We start from the raw sequence: 17,413 nt of genomic DNA, 5'->3' as shown, positions 1-17,413 counted from the left end.
TTTATCTCATAAGAATATCCAGAGAGAAAAGATTATCAGGGCGTATAAATAATTGAAAAGCAAGACGCATACACACAATCAACACTAAAAATGCAAGTGCCATACGCAATTGTTCAGCCTTTAACTTCCGTCCAACCCGTGTTCCATATTGCGCACCAATACTTCCTCCAAGCATTAACAAAAAAGCCAAGACAATATCAACGGACTGATTAGTCATACTTTGCAAAACTGTCGTGAAAGAAGACACAAATGTAATCTGAAAAAGTGAAGTCCCAATCACCACACTGGTTGGAACACGCAGAAGATAAATCAATGCTGGGATCATAAAGAACCCCCCACCAATTCCCATAATAGAAGACAACAACCCCACGATGAGACCAATCCCTAAAACTGGAATAATGCTAACATATATCATAGATGTCCGAAAACGCATTTTTAAGGGTAAGCGATGAATCCAGTTATGTCGACCAGCAAGACGAATATTGGCTTTTCCTGCCTTACGCTTGCGCATCATATCATACCAACTTTCAACGATCATCAAGCTTCCTACACTTCCAAGAAGAATCACATAAAGAAGCGAAATCATTAAATCTAATTGACCTAACTTTTTCAAAACAGAGAAAACCTGAATCCCGATTAAAGAACCAATCCCTCCTCCAATCGCCAAAAGAATACCAAGTTTAATATCGAGCGTACGTCTTCTAAAATGTGTAATTGCTCCTGTTACAGATGAAGCAATCATCTGGTTAGCACCTGTTCCAACAGCAATAGCAGGAGGGATATTATAAAAAATCAATAAAGGAGTGATAAGAAAACCGCCCCCTATTCCAAAAAGTCCTGAAAAAAAACCAGCAACGACTCCCATACCAATCAAGATCAGCATATTGAGTGACATTTCAGCAATTGGTAAATAAATACTCACTTACAGAACCTTCAAGATAATTTGAGGTTTTTTTACAATTAGAGAATCCTTCTCCAATTATCCTCTTTTCCAATAATCTCTGTTGCGTGTTTAAAAGGATAATTTTAGTTGCTATAGCTTCCGCACAAATACGAATGCGCAATACATTTCACATCTATTAACATCAACATCATAAAAATTAAAAAAAACGAGCTCCTTTTAAAAAGCTATAAAAACATAACGTTATCGCTACCACAAATGCAACGGTTAAAAAACAAAGAACACCTTTTTTTAGCAAATAAGATAAAAACGACACATGTTCCCGAGACTGCGTCCTTAAAGAAGAAAAATCATTCTCAATACAATGATTAGATGCCTGAGCACCCATCATACCTTTTTCTTCTATCACAGCATGCTCCACTACCCCCTCAACCTTTTTAAAAGAAGATTTCAGAGCATCACTGGGCAAAGGGCTTCTATCTTCTTGCTGCACCGTATTTTCAACATTTGTTTGGAGTGAAATTATGCTGTTTTCTTTCGAAAAATTTTGCACCTTTTGAAGTAATAAGCGTTCTTGATTTCCCTCACATTCCATGTGAGCAAGTTTTTGTACAACAGAATCAGGTGATTTTGAACGAGACACCCGTCGTGTTACCGCTGCTTCTTCTAAGCTTTTTTTTTCACTCTGCAAACTTTGAACAATTGTTTTAATCTGCTCTAAAGACTGGAAAAGCTTTTTTTCTCTTTGACGACGTATATAATGTTCAGCCAAAATGGCCCGACTAATATCATCTAAGTAAGATTTAAAATGCTCTTCTACCGAATTCTGCTGCATTAAAGAACGAGGCGAATGCTTCATTTGCATTTGCGCATAAACGGTGCGTAATTTTTGAGCAATATCCGACATCGTTACTTCTACAGAAGTATCCATTCTCTCTTTCTGTTCAATAAAAGAAGAGACTTTATCGTTCCTAACCTGTTTGGTCGCCTGGTCGATCGTATGACCCTTCGTATTCACAAACGCCTACCCCTCATTAACCTTTTTGAAAAGAATCGCAACAAATGATGAGAAAGTGTGCTCTATTTTAGTAAATAGAGCTTTAAGAACTTCCAAAAACTTTTTTGTTAGAAATATTTTCCCTAATCTTTATCTAAAATATTTGAAAGAAAGATCTTTAATTTTTCTATCTTCAAGATTTGAAGAGCAAAATCATTCCCCCATTTTTATCTTTTTCACTTAATTTTTCATTGCATAAAGGACCTATTGCACCATCATAAACAAAGCATAAGAAACTAAAAAAGAATATTCTCACAAGACAGTTTGATTTTTTTACTTTTTATTCAAGCAAATAAGGCAATTATGGCAATGCAAAAATATGAAGATTGAAAATGACGACGAGAAAGTACAAGTAAACATAAAAAAGCTTATACGAAAGAGAATACAAGTTATAAATTGAGACTTCATTCTAAACAATTTGGTTTCTTATGAGTATTGCTATAAACTTGTAACATACAAACAAAGAGGATCATTATGAAGATAATTGTCGCTGTCAAACGTGTTGTTGATTATAACATCAAGATACGCGTCAAACCGGATAGTACAGGCGTTGATCTGTCTCACGTAAAAATGTCTATGAATCCTTTTGATGAGATAGCCGTGGAGGAGGCCATTCGCCAAAAAGAATCCGGTAAAATTTCAGAAGTTCTTCTTGTTTCAATTGGCCCAGAAGCAGCTCAAGAAACTCTACGAACAGGACTTGCAATGGGAGCTGATCGCGCACTTCTTGTCACAACGGATCAAACACTTGAACCCTTAGCAATTGCTAAGATTCTCAAAACCATTGTTGATGAAGAAAAACCCGACATGGTCTTTTTAGGAAAACAAGCAATTGATGACGATAGCAACCAAACAGGACAAATGCTCGCCGCTCTTCTTGGGTGGGGACAGGCAACTTTTGCCTCACATTTTAACATAGAAAATGGGCATGCTACAGTTATTCGTGAAGTTGATAATGGAACACAAACCCTTTCTCTTCCCCTTCCCATGGTTATGACCGCCGATCTACGGCTCAATGAACCGCGCTACACCTCTCTCCCTAATATTATGAAAGCAAAAAAGAAAACCATTGAACAAAAAGCGCTGACTGATCTTGGCATCGATACGAAAGCACGCTTAACAATTTTAAGCGTTGAAGAACCCAAACCCCGTCAATCCGGTATTAAAGTGGCAAATGTAGGAGAGCTTGTCAGTGCGCTAAAACAAAAGAACTGCATTTAATATTCTCTCCACTAGAGTAAAAGCAACACTTACATAAAAGGGTAAAAACTTATGGCAATTCTTTTACTGGCCGATCATAATACAGAAGAAACAGCAAAAGTACTCACCGCTGCACGCGTACTCAGTAATGATATCGATATTCTGGTTTGCGGAGAAAAAATTCAAACGATAGCGGAAAACAGTGCTAAACTTGATGGTGTGCGGCAAGTTCTTATTGCAAAAGCAGACTATTTAGCCCATCAACTTGCCGAGCCTATGGCAGATACAATTCTCACGTTAGCAAATGATTATGATGTGATCATGGCAGCATCCAACAGTACTGGGAAAAATGTGATGCCGCGCGTAGCAGCTCTTCTTGATCTTATGCAAATTTCAGATATTACCGCCATTCTTTCACCCGATACCTTCAAACGACCAATTTATGCAGGCAATGCATTTGAAACTGTACGCACCAATGATTATAAAAAAATTATAACAGTTCGCACCGCTTCTTTCACCCCAACGCCTTCCCAAAATAATTCTGCTCCCATTAAAACAATAACACCAGCTCCCAATCCAAATCTTTCTTCTTTCGTAAAAGCAGAGACAAACAAAAGTGATCGTCCTGATCTCACCTCAGCCCGTGTTATTATATCAGGCGGGCGTGGTCTTGGTTCTCAAGAGAAATTTATGGCCCTGCTTCTTCCTCTTGCAAACAAATTAAATGCTGCTTTAGGTGCCAGCCGCGCAGCAGTGGACGCAGGCTATGCTCCCAATGATTGGCAAATTGGACAAACAGGAAAGGTCGTTGCCCCTGAACTCTATATCGCCGTTGGCATTTCCGGTGCAATCCAGCATTTAGCCGGTATAATGGATGCACAAATTATTGTTGCCATTAATAACGATGAAGAAGCTCCCATCATGCAAATTGCCGATTACACCCTTGTAGGTGATCTCCACCAAATTATTCCAGAATTGGAGAAAGCTTTATAAGCCATGAAAACACCTCTACATGACCAACGTGAAAGTATGGAGTTTGACATAGTCATTGTCGGAGCAGGACCTGCAGGGCTTTCTGCCGCAATTCGTTTGAAACAAATTAATCCTGAGCTTTCTGTCACAATTGTTGAAAAAGGGACCGAAGTTGGTGCCCATATTCTCTCTGGCGCAGTTATTGACCCCATTGGTATCGATACACTCTTACCAGAATGGCGAAATGACAATGATCATCCCTTCACAACCCCTGTTGCCCGTGACCAGTTTTTTTTTCTAAAGCCTCAAAAAGCTACAATATTTCCCAATATTCTGCATCCCAAAATCTTATCAAATAACGGATGTTATATCGTTTCGCTTGGAAACGTTTGCCGCTGGTTAAGCAAAAAAGCTGAAGCGTTGGGTGTTGAAATCTATCCTGGTTTTGCAGCAACAGAACCCATCATCCAAAAAGATAACGGAGCTATCATTGGTGTTCTCACCGGTGATATGGGGCTTAACAAAGATGGAACCCCTGGAAAAAATTATATGCCTGGGATGGCTTTATTAGCAAAATATACTCTGATTGCGGAAGGAGCACGCGGCTCAATTGCAAAACAACTGATACAACATTTTAATCTTAGCAAAAATCGAGAACCACAAAAATTTGGTCTTGGTCTCAAGGAGCTCTGGGAAATTGCCCCCAACAAACACCAACGCGGTTTAGTACAACATTTCACTGGTTGGCCCCTAGACAATAATACCGGTGGCGGTGGCTTTATTTATCACCAAGAAAACAATATCATTTCTGTCGGTTTTGTTGTGCACTTAGATTACAAAAATCCTTATCTTTCTCCCTTTGAAGAATTTCAACGTTTTAAAACACATCCAAAACTCTATAAAATCTTTAAAGGCGCAAAACGTCTTTCCTATGGTGCACGTGTTATCAGCGAAGGAGGTTGGCAATCTGTACCAAAACTCACCTTTCCTGGTGGGGCGCTTATTGGCTGCTCTGCTGGATTTGTCAATGTTCCTCGTATCAAAGGATCACACAATGCCATCTTATCTGGCATATTAGCTGCCGATAAAATGGCTACCGCTCTTGCACAAGGGCGTGCCCATGATGAGGTTAAAGAAATCGAAGAACAGTGGCGAAAAGGGCTCATTGGCAAAGATCTTTATAAAGTGCGAAATGCCAAACCGCTCTGGGCAAAATATGGGACAAAATATGGAATTAAACTTGCTGGTTTTGATATGTGGTGGCAACAACTGTTCGGATTTTCCTTATTTAAAACACTCTCCCACGGAAAGGAAGATTATGCATGCCTTGAACCAGCAGAAAAATTTCAACCCATTTCTTACCCAAAACCAGATGGCGTTGTAACCTTTGATCGCCTTTCAAGTGTTGCCCTTTCCAATACGCATCATGAAGAAAATCAACCTTGTCATTTAAAAATAGCCTCATTAAAAAAGCAAAAGGACTCTGAATATGCAATCTATGGAGGACCCTCTACACGCTATTGTCCCGCCGCTGTCTACGAGTGGCTAGAGGATAATGATCATCTGACTTATATGATAAACGCTTCAAATTGCATACATTGTAAAACATGCGATATCAAAGATCCAAACCAAAATATCACTTGGATCTGTCCGCAAGGCAATGAGGGCCCCTTCTATCCCAATATGTAATTCCCCAATGTATAATCATTGTTCATTTTCCTAAAATTGAAATATACAAAACGCAATGGATAAAAATATTTCCCTCAGATCAGAAATCTATCAATCACCTTCCTGCATACGTTCTTTCACAATGTAAAAAGAACTCTATTCTCATATAAAATACTCTCTTCACCGCATGAATTTTTTCAATAGAAAAACATAACATATTTTTATCAAAATTTTTTTATTTAAATGACAAAACAATAATAAATATATTCTTGACAATTCTGCGATAAAGGAACAGCCGCGGTTCTCGAAAACCTGAAGGAAAATAAGCCCGTTCTACTTTACCCCCTCTCCCATATGATCCAAAATGCTTTTAGCCCTCTCATAAGAAACATCAGTCGTTTTAACTAGCCAAGAGCAAAACCTACGGAGGTACAATTCAAGTTTATTTTTTCTCCTACACTTGCCAAGTAATGCTCACTCAAGAAAAACCACGAATGAATGTAGAAAAAACATTGTGAGATAAAGAGATAAAGAGCATGCTTGTTCAAGCCCTTTATAATGTTTCTACTGATAATGACACGAAAAAATCTTTAATCTCACATTAACCTTTTATTTTTGCATCAAGGATAATCGCCTTGCATCTAACCTTACCAATATACTGCAATGAATGTGTACAAATACCGTAAGAATAAGCAGATGCCAAGCCATGGAGACTATCGCTATTAGCAAAACACCTGATAAAAAACAAAATAGCTTTCATGACCACTCTATGACGCGTTTTATAGAGTTGTTTTTTTTTATAAAGCTTGTGCTTTCGCTATTGCTTGTAAATCAACATCCAAATTGAACACAAGTGGTATATTTAAAAGAAAGATTAAGGTGAATGAAAGCTCTGCACGCCGTTCCAGCTTTTGTAGCTAGAGCAAAAATATTGCATATTCTATTTGAGTAATCTCTGAAACGAAAATACAGCTTCATTTAGCAAGAACATCAAATCTGAAAGGAAAAAACTGTTTTCCTCTTTACTATCATCTGTCCATTCGGTTTTAAAACTTTCAAAAGCATCACAATATCCTCTAAAAAGAAGAGATAACGTATTGTCCCCGCTTTTATTACTTACGTTTTTTTATGGGAGCATATCCTTCAGAAAAAATAAGGTATCCAAAATTAAAGCAGACTTGTGTTGTTCAGTCATGGGCTTGTTTTTAAGAGATAGCTCTCATATCAAACAATAATTTTGCGACACTATCCGAAAAAGGTATAACGCAATCCTGTGAACGAACAGTTCCATATTTATGAAATAAAAAGTACAAGCTAACAGCATTATTTTCTCTGCGATCTCCAATGAGGCGATAATCTTTGTTTTAAGGAGGTTTCAAGATGCACAAAAATGATTTTGATTAATTGACTATAAGAAGAGCTGAGATAATGTTACGATATTTAAAGCTCCTAATTAATAGGCAAAATAATAAATTTTCTATTATAAATCAAATGTTTAAGATAAAATTTAGCCTTAAACTTTTCTAAGGTACTCATTATACTGTATACTGTTAAAGCTGTAGAGAATATGAAAAAATAAAGTATTTTGCTGATAAGAGCTTATATTTGATCAAGTCAGCTACCAGTTAACTGTATGTGTTTCAAAAGGGGCTGTTTACATTTGCTCAGAAAAACAGTTTGGATATCAATAGAATATTTGAAAAATCGGCGTTATGGAAATAATCTAAAAAGCTTAGCTTTTAAAAGAGCACAAACAAGCATGAGATTATAACATTGGGTAAAATTGTTTTTTGGTTCTCGAAGGAAAAACTTTATAGAAAATCATGGGGTAGATAGAATATTGGTTACATTTGGAATTTGTTTTACTGGAAAAAATAACGCGGATCAAAATAGATAATAATGTTAAATTAAGATATTAAATATGAAATTATCTTATTGTAGTGTAATCGATTATTCGAATAAGGTAAGCCTTTGTAATGATAAAAAATGTGCTGGTAAAAAATGAGCTAAAATGGCTTATGAGTATGGATAAAAATCTTGTGGTGAGGAGAATTTAATGAAAAGAAAAGAGCATGTGTGAAAAAGCATATTTTATAGGTGCGCATGCTTATTCTGCACCCGTTATAGAATCAGGGCTTTATCTTGTGGCAACACCTATCGGAAATCTTGCAGATATTACGCTTCGTGCTTTGCAAGTACTTGCAGGAATTGATATTTTAGCGTGTGAGGATACGCGAGTAACACGTGTTTTGTTGGAACGTTACGGTATTCAAAAAAAACCTTTTCTCTATCATGAATATAATGCGCAAAAAGCGGGTCCGAAGCTCTTAGCGGCTTTAGCAGAAAACAAAACAGTAGCACTTGTTTCAGATGCCGGAACACCACTTATTTCTGATCCTGGATTTCGATTGGTGGAAGAGGCCCGTAAAGCTGGTCATAAAATTATTCCTATTCCTGGAGCATCCGCTCTTTTAGCCGCTCTTATACCGACAGGGCTTCCTACTGATAGCTTCTTTTTTGCAGGTTTTTTGAGTGCACGAAAGCTACAGCGCCGAAAACGGTTGGAACAATTAAAAGAGATTCCAGCAACTTTGATTTTTTATGAATCACCGCATCGTCTTGTTGAAACTTTACAGGATATGGTCACTCTTTTTTCGGCTGATCGACCTGCTGCCATTTGTCGTGAATTAACAAAAAAGTTTGAAACAGTAGATGTTTCCAATTTGGGAAATTTGTTAGAAAATTACAGAAAACAAGCACATATTCGTGGGGAAATTGTTGTCCTTGTTGGAGAATCATCTTCTTCTTTAAATGTGATAAGTGATCAAGAAATTGATGAAATGCTATTAGAACGCGCACGGACACATTCTGCTGCTCAAGCGGCAGCTTTTGTTGCAAAAAAACCGGTTTTAAAAAGCAGGAACTTTTTCAGCGATTAATCTTTTTAAAAAATGCGTAAAATAATACAAAAAAAACGCAGACAAAAGTCTTTTTATCGAGGGATTCGTGCAGAAAAATTGGCAGCTTTGTGGCTACGTTGCAAAGGGTTTCACATTGCCGAAAGGCGTTTTAAAACAAAATGTGGAGAAATTGATTTAATTGCACGACGCGGAAATCTTGTGTTAATCGTTGAAGTTAAAGCACGTTCAACGTTGGCTGAAGCAATGGAAGCGGTTTCCCGAATGAATGAAAAGCGAATTGAGGCAGCTGCCGATATTTGGCTCGCACGGCAAAAAGATTATGCCCTTTTGTCTGTACGCTTTGATTTAATTGCAATTTTACCTTGGCGTTGGCCACAGCATATCCCTGCATTTTTTACATCTGATCAATAAACGGCCCCCCCCCCCCGTTTTAACCATATTCAATAAAAAACATTTCGTTTTTATGTGCATATGCGTTAAAAAGTGTGTAATAATTGAGCGCTATAAGGAGCGAAATATGGATGATTATGAAAAGTTTGCAACAGGTTTGCTCATCATTTTTGGAGCGCTAATTATTGGTGGTTTAATGGCAATGCATATTGTGCTTATGAATAAACCAGGTTTTTTATTTGCATTAGCCGCAGCTGTTGTTGGTTGGTTTTCTGCTTTTGCCGTTCTCTTTGACAAGCCCAAAATCTATTTGGTTTTGATTATTCTTGCTATGTTATGTGTTGCTTCTTCAATTAGCGTTTATGTTAGTTAAAACACCTGAGATGTTGATTGAAATTCCTTTTAAAATATGAAACTGAGAAATAGATAATGAGACTTGGCTTTTTGGGAACGGGTACAATCAGTGCTTCAATGGTGAATGGCTTAATGACAAGCAACTTTGATGTTTCTTCCATTATTGTTTCGCCTCGCAATGCACAAACAGCAAAGCGCCTTTCACGCACTTATGATAAAGTTATGATTGCTGAAAATAACCAAGCGTTGCTCGATGTTAGTGATTGTGTTTTTCTTTGCTTGCCCAATCAAATTGCAGAAGACGTTTTGCGCTCTCTTTGTTTTCGTCCAGAACAGCTGGTTATTTCCGTACTTGCTATGGCAAAAGCAGCAGAAATAGAAGAGTGGATTAATCATAAAGTTTATCGTGCTGTTCCATTACCTTTTGTTGCAGAATGCAAAAATTTGACACCAATCTATCCCAATCATCCCTTTTTGCGCACTTTATTTGATGCATTGGGGGGCACATTGGTGCTGGATAAGGAAGAGCAGTTTAATCTTTTTATGACAGCTGGTTCACTTATGGGAGTATATTTTAATTTTATAAAAACTGCCCATCAATGGTTTATAACACAAGGGTTAAAAAAACAACAATCAGCAGAATTCCTTACCATGATGTTTGGAAATCTTACAGATGAAATGCGTAAAACTATAGCAACGGATCGTTCTGTATCTCTCGATTTTGCACTGCTTGAAAAAGAGTTTTCAACAAAGGGTGGAACAAATGAATTTTTGTCAAATTACTTTTCTCAACAAGGGGGAAAGAATGCTTTAACAATGGCTCTTGAAGCTACTTTGCAAAAAATGAATGCTTCTAAAAAGACTTGACCAATATTTTTATCATCTCAATAAGAAAAAACTAAATGTTGAAGATGTATATCAAGAAAACTCACATCAAAAAATGCTTTTTTATGAAAAAATTGATTATTAAAATATTTTTTACAACCTTTTACAATTTTTCTAAATTATTTTTATTTTCGGTCTTCTTCTTTTTGCCTCAAGTCCAATATTTTTTCTACCTCACAGCTCTAGCTCTTCAATTTTGTTCCCCTTCAGGTTATCCAAACGCATGAATAATTTTTTGTTTATTTAACCTATATACTCCATTCACACATTAAAACTTCCTCTTACAAAGAAGCGACTATTTTTATGTCTTTCATGATTGTGTTTTAATAAACTCTCTTATAACATCCCCCCCATTCAAAAGAGTTGATTTTTTATTTGATCAACAATTTTACGATATAGTTTAGCATGCTCTTCACTAGGCTTAGCAACAAAAATAGGGATTCCTTCATCTGAAGAAAATCGTAAAGCTGCATCAAGCGGTATTTCCGCTAAGAAAGGGACTTCTCGACGTTCCGCTTCTGCCCGTGCACCACCATAGCCAAAAATATCATAGCGTTTTCCCGTATCAGGAGCGATAAAATAACTCATATTCTCAATGAGTCCTAAAATAGGAACATTAACTTTCATGAACATTTCTATTGCTTTACGTGCATCCACTAAAGCAAGATCTTGGGGCGTAGAGACAACCAACGCACCTGTTAATTGTACCTGTTGGGCAAGCGTTAATTGTGCATCCCCTGTACCGGGCGGCATATCAACGACTAAAACGTCCAGAGGCCCCCATACAACATCTCGTAACAATTGCGTTACAGCTGCCATAACCATAGGACCACGCCATACTACCGGCTTTTCTTCCTCAACCAAAAATCCCATCGACATCAATTTAAGTCCAAATTTTTCAAGAGGTTGAATCTTTTTTTCTCCAATAAGCTGTGGTTTTTGATTAACAAGTCCTGTCAAACGTGGCAACGAAGGACCATAAATATCAGCATCCATCACCCCCGTCTTGAAACCAGAATCTTGTAAAGCTAAGGCGATATTTATTGCCATCGTAGATTTTCCGACCCCTCCTTTTCCAGAAGCAACAGCAATCACATGCCGCACACCTTCTATGGGCATTTTGATCGGTAAGAGATTTGCTCTTCGACTAGGTGCTGTCTTTGTTATTTTTTCTGCTGTAAGTGTAACAACAGCAGATTTCACTCCCTCCAAAGCACATACCACCTTTTCAGCAGAACGACGCAATGATTCCCATTTTTGCACACCTCCATCAGGAACTGTAATGGAAAAGAAAACCTTACCATCAGCAATCAATATTTCTGAAAGAAGACCCAACGACACAATATCGCTTTCAAGATCTGGTCCTTTGATTGTACGTAATACGTTGCGGACAGCCTCACTTGTGATAAGATCCATGTTCTTTCCTCTCTATAAAAATACCAGCAAATATAAGCATAAGAACGAAAAATACTTACAAGGTTCATCACCTGATAATTTTCTACTTTACTCAGCATTATAAAGTATACATCTCTTATCTCTTTAAAAATATGAAACCATCCTTAAAATAAAGAAGCTCAAACATAAAATCTGCTATAAAATCCTATCAATCACGTTTGTGCTACAACCACTTTAATGAATATTCTGATAAAAATTTTGTAAAAACAAAAACTGAAAAAAACTCTTAATCTTAAAGGATATTTTAAATTGAGCATACAGTAATCAGTCACACCTTCTTTAATTCTTTAAGGCCCTAGCTATTTATGTTCTGTAGCTTCAATCGTTATTTTCTAACACTCCTACAGTATTGTAAAAAAGCGTTACAGATAGTTATAAGGTGTTTTGTATTCTTTCAAGAGAGAGAAAAACAATCTAAGATTGACTTTTTTTATATTTTTCCTTATGGGTTAACAGCCGTATGATAGGATAAAATTGTTTATCTCGCGCATAACTACTTATAAAACGAAGATTAAGAAGGGCCGCACTCCGCGGTATTTAAATAAATGAAACGTACTTACCAACCCTCTAAACTTGTCCGTAAACGCCGCCATGGGTTTCGTGCACGCATGGCCACAGCTGGAGGACGTAAAATTATTGCTGCAAGACGTGCTCGTGGACGTAAGCGGCTTTCTGCTTAACCATTTAAATTTTCACAACCGTTGAGGATTGCTCATCGTTTCTTCGTTGTGAAACTTTTATTATGAACCTACAATGTCTGCTTGCAGGCATTTAATGAAATTGCGAAATATTCTTTTATGAAGAAAAAACATCCCTGCCGTATTCGCAAAAGAGCAGACTTTTTGGCTGTCCGTACAGGAGAAAAACGACGTGGTCCTTTATTTTTGCTCGAAGTTAAATCTCGTGAACAAACAACAGAAAGAAAAGATTCTCTTTTTGCACGTGTAGGCTTCACTGTTACCCGTAAAAACGGTAATGCTGTGAAACGTAATCGTATTAAAAGGCGCTTGCGTGAGGCCGTGAGAGTTGGTGTAACAAACCACATGGAAGCAGGAACAGACTATGTCATTGTAGCGTACCGTGATGTGTTACATGCACCTTTTACATCCTTGATTAGTGAATTAAATCGGCGAATAAAACCAAAAATAAAACATCAGCAACAACAACAAGGGTGTACGGATGGAATATAATCGCAATTTCTTTATCGCTATTGGCTTATCTTTCGTGGTGCTCATCGCATGGCAATTTCTTCATGTTGCTCCCAAACAAGCAAAGTTACAAAAACAACAAGTCATCGCACAGCAATTGTCAAAACAACAATCAGCCCTTTCTACTACCACGACAGATTTTTCTGACGATACCTCAACGTATCAAGCTACATCTATCATCGAACAGCCCATGACACCTGAAATCCGGAAAGCTGTATTGGCCAAAACAGAGCGTATTGCGATCCAAACCAATGAACTGGAAGGCTCTATTAATCTTGTTGGTGCACAATTTGATGATCTTCACCTCAAAAAATATCGTTTAACAGTCGATAAAAAATCACCGGAAATCGATTTGCTAAACCCTAAAGGTTTCAAAACGACCTACCTTGCTGAATTTGGTTTTGCAAGTGCGTCTTTGCCAGCAAAAGCCTTGCCACAATCGGATACAAAATGGCAAGTAGAGGGAAACAATACAATCCTGACTCCTTCAACACCTATCACTTTAATTTATAATAATGGACAGGGACAAATCTTCCGACGGACCCTTTCTGTTGATGATCATTTCATGTTTACCATTGAGGATTCTATCAGCAATGAAAGTGATCAACCAATACATCTCTCGTCCTATGCCCGCGTTGCACGTGCTGCACCACCAGAACATACAAATGCAACCTATTTACTTCATGAAGGTATGATAGGTATTGCTGGAGATTCGCTCAAAACTGAAAAATATAAAACCTTAGCAGAGCTTGACCCAAATCCTGATAATGGGCAAAAGAGCGTGACTTTTTCCAAAGTAACAGGAGGTTGGATTGGTATTACCGATAAATATTGGGCTGTAGCAGTTATTCCCCCGCAAAATAAAGAATATACAAGCCGTTTTATTTATTTTGATCGTTTGCAAACACATTATCAGTCTGACTTGCTAGGGTCGCTTTTAACGATTGCCCCAAATGAAACAAAAACTGTTACAAATCGTCTTTTTGCTGGTGCAAAACAAGTTGAAATTATTAATAGTTATCAAAATGACCTAAAAATCAAAAAGTTTGCTCTTTTAATTGATTGGGGCTGGTTTGATTTCATCACCAAACCAATGTTTTCCCTCATTGATATTCTTTATAAACAAACAGGGAATTTTGGTATCGCCATCCTTCTTGTCACAGTGCTCTTAAAAACTCTTCTTTTCCCTCTAGCCAATAAATCTTATAAATCTATGGCACGTATGAAGCTTTTACAACCGCGGTTGCTAGAAATAAAAGAAAAGTATCCCGATGACCAAACCAAACAACAAAAGGCAATAATAGAACTATATAAAACCGAAAAAATAAATCCCCTTGCAGGCTGTTGGCCGATGTTGGTTCAATTCCCAATATTCTTTGCTCTTTATAAAGTTCTCTATATCACCATTGAAATGCGCCATGCCCCTTTCTTTGGCTGGATTAAAGATTTAGCGGCACCCGATCCAACTTCTCTTTTTAACTTGTTTGGTCTCTTGCCATATACAACGCCAACATTTCTTATGATTGGTGCATGGCCTTTGATTATGGGAATAACGATGTTTTTACAAATGCGTATGAATCCCGCTCCTCAAGACCAAACCCAAGCGATGATATTCACATGGATGCCTGTTGTCTTTACTTTTATGCTCGCCTCTTTCCCTGTTGGTCTCGTCATCTATTGGGCATGGAACAATATATTATCAATCATTCAGCAAGGTATCATGATGAAGCGCCAAGGAGTTAAAATTGAGCTTTTTGATAATCTGAAAGCCATCTGGAGAAGATCACCCAAAAAAGAAGTGCATGAATGACAAGAGATTCTTCCCTTTCTGGAATTTTTTCTCGCAATTGGATTTTTATTCGTGGTGTACCAGCAATACGCTTTCTCCCCCCCGAAGGACCACCAGAAATTGCATTTGCAGGACGTTCCAATGTTGGAAAATCATCTTTAATCAACGCACTCGTCCAAAAAAAGCTTAGCACGTACCTCAAATACACCAGGACGGACTCAAGAGCTTAATTATTTTATCCCCGATGGATTCAGTGGGCAACTAGGAGACCTTCCCCCTCTAGCATTAGTAGATATGCCTGGTTATGGTTTTGCTGCTGCTCCTAAAAATCTTGTTGATGCGTGGACAAATTTGATTTTTAGCTATTTACGGGGGCGCACAACGTTAAAACGTGTATATATCTTAATTGATTCACGGCACGGAATCAAAAATAATGATGAAGATGTTCTTGCTCTCCTTGATAAAGCAGCTGTTTCTTATCACATTGTTTTGACAAAAAGCGATAAAATCAAATCAAATGCCTTGGAAAAATTAATTATGAGCACACAAACAAAGCTTCTTAAACGCCCAGCAGCTTATCCTGAGCTTCTTGTAACCTCTTCAGAAAAAGCTATCGGTTTAGAAGAATTACGTGCTGCCATTTTGCAAACCATCGCATAAGAGAACAATTCCTAGTCATTAACAATTTATTAATTATAATTACTAGCAGCTACTAATGATCTTGTACTTCTAGTCAAGCATCTTTATAAAAATGATTACTTGAAAGAATTCTCTTCAACTCTATTTGATAGTGTAAATTATGCTGACACTTTTTCACTCTCCCCTATCCTCTGCCTCGCGCTTCATACGCCTCATTCTTGGGGAATATGGTGTAACCACTCAACTGATTGAAGAATATGAATGGGCAAGAAGACACGAATTTCTAGCCCTCAATCCCGCTGGTCATGTTCCTGTTTTTCTCGATGAACACGAGGTTCCATTATCAGGTCCTCTTGTTATCTGCGAATATTTAGACGAAACACATGGAAGTTTACGACAAGAAAATAAGCTCTTTCCAGAAAATCCTTTAGATCGTGCGGAAGTACGCCGTCTCAATGACTGGTTCTTAAATAAATTCGAAAATGAAGCAACGCGCCATATCGTACGAGAACGAATCCATAAACGTGAAATGCCACTTGCCATCGGCGGTGGTGCTCCTAATTCACAAATTTTACGCAATGCACGTGCCAATATTTTACCACATATGAACTATCTCAATTGGCTCTGTGCCTCTCGCGATAGCTTAGTCGGTTCTGCCTTATCCTATGCAGATCTAGCAGCAGCAGCTTCTATTTCTGTACTTGACTTTCTAGGGGAAATTGACTGGGAACAATCTCCTGCTGCCAAAGACTGGTATATGAGAATTAAATCACGCCCTTCTTTTCGTTCTCTTTTAACAGATCGCGTCCGCGGAATTGTTGCAAGTGCTCACTATGCAGATCTTGATTTCTAGCCTTCTCTCACAAACAAAAATAAAAGTGATATTTTATCTAAAGGATATTTATAGGTTTATGAATTTTTATGCATGCGTATAAACGATATAATGATTTATAATCGTATTCAACAGGGAATAAGACCCATTATAATTGAATCAAAAAAAATACTTTCTTATCGTGTCACAAAAAAAGATTAGCACAGGGATAAAAAATATTTAAGAAAGCATTTTAACGACTCTCTTTAAATACAAGAGCTGTAGCATCATTAGAAGCTAGGCAAATAAAATAACAATACTTAACGCATGTTATCCTCAAGTCTCCCCAATATATGAAAAAACGCATTGCATAACATATATACTATTTGCTCTATAATAAAAAAATCCTCATCATGCGTTTTTACAACATAACAATTTTTTTAACTGACTTTCCTAAAAGATGAAGAATCCGACCAACTCTCGTGTGTAAACAATCCAACTTCTTGTTAGCCCCTTGTTTTACCCCCTTTTTACGTGATTGTATTTATGGATAACATATTTATATACAATGATAAATAATCGTTTTTTTACTTTAATCATCAATTCCAAATACCTTTTTCTCATTACCTTCATCACATTTAAAACAATCAAAATCGCTTTCTTATGCGTCACAAATAGAATTGGTAAATGAAAGAATATTAAAGAAAAGAATGAAAATGCCTAAGTGCCAAGAATTATTAAAACATTAAAGGCTAACAAAACGTGATAATGCTAATTTTCTCTATTTATGAAGCATAAAGATAGTGGTGCAGAATAGATGTTATATTATTCATGGATACTCTCTCGTGATACCACTCACGAGCACTATCATAAAATAAGTTTAGAAGAATTGATAAATATTTCTTTAAGAAAAGCGCATGAATTGACAACATAGGTGTATTTTGTTTGGGAGATCTTGTTTTGCATGAAGAACGCTCTCCCCTTAAAGAACGAAAGAAACAAAAGCGTAAAGTAATACACAATCTCCTTTAGGTGTCATAAGCAAACCTTACTTAGGAATATTCATTACACACTCTAACGATACAAGATATTGATTTATAATCATAATCTAGCGTTATTCATATTGAATGAGAACCCTGAATAACGTAAGATTCTCTCATCTT

At 37.2% G+C, this 17,413-nt stretch carries 14 protein-coding genes and 2 pseudogenes; 12 read left to right on the top strand and 4 right to left on the bottom strand.

Annotated elements, in window-relative coordinates; translation table 11 throughout:
• Position 1: 1 nt before the first annotated feature.
• Positions 2-922 (bottom strand): sulfite exporter TauE/SafE family protein, encoded by a 921-nt coding sequence (locus ACFIMM_RS03015; RefSeq protein ID WP_375613503.1) that lies wholly within the window; start codon positions 920-922, stop codon positions 2-4.
• 178 nt (positions 923-1,100) lie between these two features.
• The gene (locus ACFIMM_RS03010; RefSeq protein ID WP_375681473.1) at positions 1,101-1,919 is read right to left on the bottom strand and encodes a hypothetical protein; all 819 of its coding nucleotides are present in this window, start codon (positions 1,917-1,919) and stop codon (positions 1,101-1,103) included.
• A 513-nt stretch (positions 1,920-2,432) separates the two neighbouring features.
• On the opposite strand from ACFIMM_RS03010, the gene ACFIMM_RS03005 reads away from it, so the two are divergent.
• The 3 genes from ACFIMM_RS03005 to ACFIMM_RS02995 are packed head-to-tail and all read left to right on the top strand — an operon-like array spanning position 2,433 to position 5,819.
• The gene (locus tag ACFIMM_RS03005; RefSeq protein WP_375682485.1) at positions 2,433-3,179 is read left to right on the top strand and encodes an electron transfer flavoprotein subunit beta/FixA family protein; all 747 of its coding nucleotides are present in this window, start codon (positions 2,433-2,435) and stop codon (positions 3,177-3,179) included.
• 51 nt (positions 3,180-3,230) lie between these two features.
• Positions 3,231-4,151, top strand: a complete 921-nt coding sequence (locus tag ACFIMM_RS03000) for an electron transfer flavoprotein subunit alpha/FixB family protein (protein ID WP_375608509.1) — start codon at positions 3,231-3,233, stop codon at positions 4,149-4,151.
• 3 nt (positions 4,152-4,154) lie between these two features.
• The gene (locus tag ACFIMM_RS02995) at positions 4,155-5,819 is read left to right on the top strand and encodes a 4Fe-4S dicluster domain-containing protein (protein WP_375682486.1); all 1,665 of its coding nucleotides are present in this window, start codon (positions 4,155-4,157) and stop codon (positions 5,817-5,819) included.
• Between the two features lie 580 nt (positions 5,820-6,399).
• On the opposite strand, the gene ACFIMM_RS02990 is transcribed toward ACFIMM_RS02995, so the two are convergent.
• Entirely contained in the window at positions 6,400-6,558 is a 159-nt protein-coding gene (locus tag ACFIMM_RS02990; protein WP_375638534.1) for a hypothetical protein, read from the bottom strand.
• A gap of 1,312 nt (positions 6,559-7,870) precedes the next feature.
• Here ACFIMM_RS02990 and rsmI point away from each other — a divergent pair.
• The 4 genes and pseudogenes from rsmI (at position 7,871) to ACFIMM_RS02970 (ending at position 10,330) form a co-directional block, all read left to right on the top strand.
• Positions 7,871-8,757 (top strand): annotated as a pseudogene (rsmI, locus tag ACFIMM_RS02985) (16S rRNA (cytidine(1402)-2'-O)-methyltransferase).
• 4 nt (positions 8,758-8,761) lie between these two features.
• Positions 8,762-9,130, top strand: a complete 369-nt coding sequence (locus ACFIMM_RS02980; RefSeq protein ID WP_375638555.1) for a YraN family protein — start codon at positions 8,762-8,764, stop codon at positions 9,128-9,130.
• A 106-nt stretch (positions 9,131-9,236) separates the two neighbouring features.
• Positions 9,237-9,482 (top strand): hypothetical protein, encoded by a 246-nt coding sequence (locus ACFIMM_RS02975; RefSeq protein WP_375612261.1) that lies wholly within the window; start codon positions 9,237-9,239, stop codon positions 9,480-9,482.
• Between the two features lie 56 nt (positions 9,483-9,538).
• Positions 9,539-10,330, top strand: a complete 792-nt coding sequence (locus ACFIMM_RS02970) for a pyrroline-5-carboxylate reductase (RefSeq protein ID WP_375613497.1) — start codon at positions 9,539-9,541, stop codon at positions 10,328-10,330.
• 372 nt (positions 10,331-10,702) lie between these two features.
• Here ACFIMM_RS02970 and ACFIMM_RS02965 read toward each other — a convergent pair whose 3' ends face one another.
• A complete protein-coding gene (locus tag ACFIMM_RS02965; protein WP_375613496.1) occupies positions 10,703-11,764 on the bottom strand; it encodes an Mrp/NBP35 family ATP-binding protein in 1,062 nt (353 codons plus the stop codon).
• A gap of 584 nt (positions 11,765-12,348) precedes the next feature.
• On the opposite strand from ACFIMM_RS02965, the gene rpmH reads away from it, so the two are divergent.
• From rpmH to ACFIMM_RS02940, 5 genes and pseudogenes are all read left to right on the top strand, one after another.
• On the top strand, positions 12,349-12,483 hold the full coding sequence (rpmH, locus tag ACFIMM_RS02960) for a 50S ribosomal protein L34 (RefSeq protein WP_375612258.1): 135 nt from the start codon (positions 12,349-12,351) through the stop codon (positions 12,481-12,483).
• Positions 12,484-12,600: 117 nt separating this feature from the next.
• The gene (gene rnpA, locus ACFIMM_RS02955) at positions 12,601-12,993 is read left to right on the top strand and encodes a ribonuclease P protein component (protein ID WP_375612257.1); all 393 of its coding nucleotides are present in this window, start codon (positions 12,601-12,603) and stop codon (positions 12,991-12,993) included.
• Positions 12,983-14,821, top strand: coding sequence for a membrane protein insertase YidC (gene yidC / locus ACFIMM_RS02950; RefSeq protein ID WP_375613495.1), 1,839 nt, complete (start codon positions 12,983-12,985; stop codon positions 14,819-14,821). Before rnpA ends, yidC begins: the two co-directional genes overlap by 11 nt.
• A pseudogene (yihA, locus tag ACFIMM_RS02945) lies at positions 14,818-15,460 on the top strand (ribosome biogenesis GTP-binding protein YihA/YsxC). Before yidC ends, yihA begins: the two are co-directional and overlap by 4 nt.
• Before the next feature lie 139 nt (positions 15,461-15,599).
• The gene (locus ACFIMM_RS02940; protein ID WP_375612254.1) at positions 15,600-16,292 is read left to right on the top strand and encodes a glutathione S-transferase family protein; all 693 of its coding nucleotides are present in this window, start codon (positions 15,600-15,602) and stop codon (positions 16,290-16,292) included.
• The last annotated feature ends 1,121 nt before the right edge of the window (positions 16,293-17,413 follow it).

The organism is Bartonella sp. AP258QHHD (genome assembly GCF_042196145.1).
GTDB lineage: Bacteria > Pseudomonadota > Alphaproteobacteria > Rhizobiales > Rhizobiaceae > Bartonella.
Note: the sequence above shows the minus strand (reverse complement) of the source record. Positions and strands in the feature narration are given on the sequence as shown.

Coding starts and splice junctions, on each gene's coding strand:
- rpmH (WP_375612258.1), top strand. CDS start 12,349: ATGAAACGTACTTACCAACCCTCTAAACTTGTCCGTAAACGCCGCCAT.
- ACFIMM_RS02970 (WP_375613497.1), top strand. CDS start 9,539: ATGAGACTTGGCTTTTTGGGAACGGGTACAATCAGTGCTTCAATGGTG.
- ACFIMM_RS03000 (WP_375608509.1), top strand. CDS start 3,231: ATGGCAATTCTTTTACTGGCCGATCATAATACAGAAGAAACAGCAAAA.
- ACFIMM_RS02965 (WP_375613496.1), bottom strand. CDS start 11,764: ATGGATCTTATCACAAGTGAGGCTGTCCGCAACGTATTACGTACAATC.
- ACFIMM_RS02995 (WP_375682486.1), top strand. CDS start 4,155: ATGAAAACACCTCTACATGACCAACGTGAAAGTATGGAGTTTGACATA.
- ACFIMM_RS02975 (WP_375612261.1), top strand. CDS start 9,237: ATGGATGATTATGAAAAGTTTGCAACAGGTTTGCTCATCATTTTTGGA.
- ACFIMM_RS02940 (WP_375612254.1), top strand. CDS start 15,600: ATGCTGACACTTTTTCACTCTCCCCTATCCTCTGCCTCGCGCTTCATA.
- yidC (WP_375613495.1), top strand. CDS start 12,983: ATGGAATATAATCGCAATTTCTTTATCGCTATTGGCTTATCTTTCGTG.
- rnpA (WP_375612257.1), top strand. CDS start 12,601: ATGAAGAAAAAACATCCCTGCCGTATTCGCAAAAGAGCAGACTTTTTG.
- ACFIMM_RS02990 (WP_375638534.1), bottom strand. CDS start 6,558: ATGAAAGCTATTTTGTTTTTTATCAGGTGTTTTGCTAATAGCGATAGT.
- ACFIMM_RS03005 (WP_375682485.1), top strand. CDS start 2,433: ATGAAGATAATTGTCGCTGTCAAACGTGTTGTTGATTATAACATCAAG.